This window comes from Acinetobacter towneri DSM 14962 = CIP 107472 (assembly GCF_000368785.1).
GTDB lineage: Bacteria > Pseudomonadota > Gammaproteobacteria > Pseudomonadales > Moraxellaceae > Acinetobacter > Acinetobacter towneri.
In genome coordinates this window covers 1-4,677 of record NZ_KB849666.1, presented here as the reverse complement: position 1 = coordinate 4,677, position 4,677 = coordinate 1, and the positions used below count along the sequence as shown (strand labels likewise).

Below are 4,677 nucleotides of genomic sequence, written 5' to 3'. Positions count from 1 at the left end.
AACCTAACATTTCGCCCCCACTTAAAGTCAAAAACCTAACATTTCGCCCCCACTTTAGTGTCTGAAACACTGATATAGCAATACATTGAGACTGGCCGTAAAGCTTTTTAAAAGCTTTTTAAAAGCTATTAAAAGCTTTTAATAAAGCTTTTAAAATTAGTAAATGAAAAAATAAATGAAAAATTGCCCTTGGTTTTCGCTACGCTCAAACTCTATTGAATCTCGCTTTCGCTCGATTCGTGGGGCAATTTTTAGTTAATATTCTTGTTACTTTAAGAAAAGGCAAAAGCAACTCGGAATTCGCTTCGCTCATAAGTTTTTTATGCTCGCTTCGCTCGGTCTAGGTGCAAAGATCAGCATGTGATCTACTTTCAATTTGTTGAAGCAAATATTTTAAAAAGCAGTTTTTCAGGGAGTCTAGGCGCAAATTTTCGTTGTGTCGCTCGTAGACACTCGCTAAAGAGGATCTGAGATGAGCAAAGATAAAAAAGATGAAGATTTGGTTTCTCTCTCGATGAAGAACTTCAACAAACCACGATGGTTTAGAGCCAATGAAGATGGTGTCTTTTGTGAAGTAACTTGGGAGGAGTTCTTTAAAAACCATGATGACCCAACAGGGTTAGAAGATTTTATGACAGATCGAGAGCAAGATACACCAAGAGATGTGGATTTATAGCGCATGGTTTGCTGTATTTGGCGTTTTATTGGTCATTCCTATTCTACCTATAGGTTTTAGTTTAAAGTGCCTTAAAACGCAAATGGTGAGCATTTAGACAACCCACCTCGTTTCGATATTCTGTTGGCAAGAATATCCGAGGGGGTCTAAAAAATGCTTATAACGTATGCACCGTAAAATTTTGTCGAAGTGCCGATTGCCAACCAACCAACACCAAACTTTAAAACGCTAATTTTATTCATAAAATCAGAAAATATTTATCCTATGGTGGATAACAACCTCGAAAAACTATGTCTTCAGAAGTTTAGTTTAGTTCGAGCGACCAACTCGAACAGCAGGGGAGACCAATCCCCATTTAACCTTTTTGACTCTCCTGTGGCTTTAAATCCACAGCCTTCAAGCACTATGACCATGCAGGAAGTAACACACTCAACTACAGTCCCCTATAGCCTCAACATCACTCTTTCGCAAAACCACGATTCCCTTAACAAGTCATTTCTGACAACGGTAGCTATGGTTTTTTAACCAACTTTTGATAAAACAACTCAAAAGAAAATTCTTATTGATTATCAATTTTACCTGTAATTATAGATTACTATCTATTTTACAAATAAAAACAACAACTTATTCAGAATTATTACAGTACAACTTCGGCAAAAATCTGCCTTATATGCGCTACTAAAGATCGCTCCAACACATCTATGTCGATAACTAAAAATTTAGTTATTCAAAAACTTAGGTGACAAAACCTAATGACATAAAAGTGCGTCCCAAGTTATCAATTGAAGTCTTAACAAGCAGTACGTTCATCCACTAAGTTTCTAAGCTTTTTCCTTGCTTTTCGGTACGCAGTTCCAAAATACCGATTCCGCAGCTTAAAAAATATCATCATGGGTAGAACACTTACTTAGCACAGTCGATGAGGATCTCTCCCCACCTTTAACACGTTTAAGCTATACATCGACCTTTCGAGCCAAAATGGAATGTCATCACGACAAATTCACCACCTGACCCAAAAGTGCCACTCTCGCCAGCTTTCACCTTGATCGCCTGTACCCTCTCGAATACCGCAGAAGCCATCGTGTGTGCCACGCACCTCGCCAAACCATAAAGATTCAGCGAAGAACGGTAGTTATTAACGCTACTCTCCATCTATGGATTTCACTCACTATTTCTTCAAAAGCAGGATTTCAGCCCTTTCAGCCTAGAATGGGGTTTAACCCATTCGCCACCTTTCGGTGATTCCGTTTCCTTGTCGCCCAACTTCAAGAACCAACAATGAAGTGGATTGAGTAGAATTTGAGGGTAGGCAAAAGCCACCCCTCATCAGCCCTCATCAAAGCGTACCGAGCTACGTTTCCGCAGCAGTCCGCTTCGTCAAGCAGTTTTCAGGCTGTCAACCTTTCCACTGTGAGCTGTTGAAAATCAAAATTTTTAGTGTGCCTAACGGCACACTAAAAAACGGTTAGGTCTTTTAGGTGCGTTGGTCAGACACACTTCACAACTGATGAGAAAATCATAATGCACAAAAAATATGCTGTCTAGGTGCGTTCGCATGGAACTACTTATTACCCTCTTACAAACACCGTCTAGAAGTCCTTAAAACTTGCTTCGCAAGTTCACCATAGCTTCGCTATGGAAAAAGCAAAAAACAGCTAAAAACCAAAAATCCTTTTACTCGATTACAATGCTAGTTTTTGATCAAAAAACAGCGTATTTTGTGAATTAACCCTTGATAACAATGATTGGAAATATTTTGGATGATAATTTTTAGTCCACACACAAAATTTACAATGCAACGGCTCGCTGACCATGTTGCCAATGGCGCATATTTTTATTTCAGCTTTGAGTACGACAGTTCTAAGAAATCCATTGAATCCGTTTTGGATAAGATGACAGAGCGTTATGAGTTGGGTATTTCACCAAGACAGCGTTCTTACCGCCTAGAAAAGGGTCATCCTATTTGCACGATGATCGTGCAAAGAGATGTCTTTAATGAAAATAAATGGTTTCTGTATTGCTTATTCACTACGCCTACAAGTAGAGATTTCAATACTTTCAACGGTATTGAGATTAATAAACTTGCCAAAGAGTCGGAGCGTTTGAAGATTCAGACTCTTAAAGAGAAGTACAAAGGCTTTAAGTGGGATCTTGATTCGATCTCAGCAGAAAAGACCTTGATTGCAGACTACTTCAAAGATAATGAGCCAAAACAATTTGTCTTAAAAAATCCAATTGCTGTCAAACCTACTGCCCTGGTGACTATGGAGCTTTTTAGAGATACGCATAAGACTTATAAACAGCTCATCTTGGGTGATGAAAAAGACTACAAAGACAGAGTAAGGGCTTATACGTGGACTTGGCGATATACAAAGCAAAGTATTGAAAAAATTAAAACTAAATTTACTGATTCTATTAATAAATTGGCTAGTCAAAAAAATAGTTCTCTAGCAGAGAAGAACCGAGCCGACATTAAAAATCTATTCCTGATGGTTGAAACATGGTCTGTTTTCAAAGCAAGCCGTTCCCAAGCAGGGCAGATTATCCATTTTGCACAGCGTTTTTTAAAGTACAGGTCTAAGAAGCAGAAAACATGGATGCAGATGGAAATTGCTACACCACACTTGACCTATCTACCCCGATTGCCGACCTATGCGGATACGATCCATGAATATAATTACAGACGTAATCTTTTTGATGAATATGGTGTGGAAGTGCCTTTGAAACTCATTAAAGACTACTATGGTGGTGGCTATTACAACATACCGATTCAAGCCTATGTAGCTAAAGAATTAGAAATGCGTGAGAATGGCAAAGCCATTGCTCAAAAAGCGGATGAGCTTTACTTACAAGTGCTTGAAAATGAGTAAATCCGCTAAGAGAAGCTATTAAATACGGACTTTGAATAGGTTCTAACATGCAAATTTCGTATAAGAGATTTTATGTTAAATCGATAATCAAAAAGCCCATGAAAGTAAGCCTTTTTTCATCCATGAGATTTACTTACTTCTTCTAAAATTTTGCTTTTTACCCAGTTTGAAAAATCTTTTTGATTTTCTACAAAGTGTAAAAGATCAGCCTCACTTTCCCGATTAAAACTTATACTTTTAACTTTTCTACTCTGCTTTTCATATTTTGCATTTATTGCAATTTTTCGCCAATTTGTTTGATCGACAATATCATAAGCAGCAGCGAAAACATTATTTGCATCATTTTCATCAATACAAACTTCAATATTTTCTGCATTGAAAATACGGATTTCATCCATTTCTATTTTTTTATTGGTAGATGAAGTGAACCCGAAAAATAAGGTAATACCATGTTTTGATGTTATTTCTATATTGCCAAAAGATTCATCAGTATTTGTATGAGATTGATCTAATAGAATTTCACAGCTAGTAACTCGCCAACCTGTTTCCTGTTGAAGTTGTGAAGCTAACATTGGAAGCATATGTAATCCATTTTTGTTTTTGATAGTAATACGATAATATTAATTTTTAATTTTTACAAGTTTATAGATGAGGATATAGACATTTTAATTGGTGAGAATATAGACACTTTAAATGGGTTCTAACATGAAAAATAGGAACTTAAAATTCCTGTTTTTATTGGTTTTTAAGTTTTAAGCATATTGCATGATAAGCTTTAAATCAGAAGTATTCTAAGTTCTAAAGCCAGTTAGCTACTCCACCATGGCCAGAACAAGTACCTCTCCTATTCAAGCTAAAAGACCAAGTCCCATCTCTACACTTCGCTGTTGCATTAGAAGGTTGCTTATTTGCTGAACCGTACCGGGTTTGTCGGAGAGTCAATATTCTGAGAGACTATCCCGATGACAAAATTAAAATATGCCCCTGAAATCAGAGAAAGAGCGGTTCAATTATTGATTGAATCTGAAAAAGATTATCCATCGAATTGGGCTGCGATCACCGCTATTGCTCCCAAGATAGGTTGTACTCCTGAAACACTACGTGTTTGGTATCAAAAATATTTAGATAAAC

The 4,677-nt window shown here is 37.1% G+C and carries 4 protein-coding genes and 1 pseudogene; 3 read left to right on the top strand and 2 right to left on the bottom strand.

Annotated features, from left to right (window positions below):
- Window positions 1–472: 472 nt before the first annotated feature.
- Together F947_RS00155 and F947_RS00150 are read left to right on the top strand one after the other, a co-directional pair.
- A complete protein-coding gene (locus F947_RS00155; RefSeq protein WP_004968112.1) occupies window positions 473–676 on the top strand; it encodes a hypothetical protein in 204 nt (67 codons plus the stop codon).
- 1,760 nt (window positions 677–2,436) lie between these two features.
- Window positions 2,437–3,546 (top strand): hypothetical protein, encoded by a 1,110-nt coding sequence (locus F947_RS00150; protein WP_004968110.1) that lies wholly within the window; start codon window positions 2,437–2,439, stop codon window positions 3,544–3,546.
- A gap of 116 nt (window positions 3,547–3,662) precedes the next feature.
- Here the strand turns inward: F947_RS00150 and F947_RS00145 are convergent, their stop codons facing one another.
- Both F947_RS00145 and F947_RS14090 read right to left on the bottom strand, forming a co-directional pair.
- Window positions 3,663–4,127 (bottom strand): hypothetical protein, encoded by a 465-nt coding sequence (locus F947_RS00145; protein ID WP_004968108.1) that lies wholly within the window; start codon window positions 4,125–4,127, stop codon window positions 3,663–3,665.
- A gap of 217 nt (window positions 4,128–4,344) precedes the next feature.
- Window positions 4,345–4,488 (bottom strand): DUF3761 domain-containing protein, encoded by a 144-nt coding sequence (locus tag F947_RS14090; protein WP_171527277.1) that lies wholly within the window; start codon window positions 4,486–4,488, stop codon window positions 4,345–4,347.
- Window positions 4,489–4,508: 20 nt separating this feature from the next.
- Here F947_RS14090 and F947_RS14430 point away from each other — a divergent pair.
- Window positions 4,509–4,677, top strand: a pseudogene (locus tag F947_RS14430) (IS3 family transposase); the annotation flags it as partial.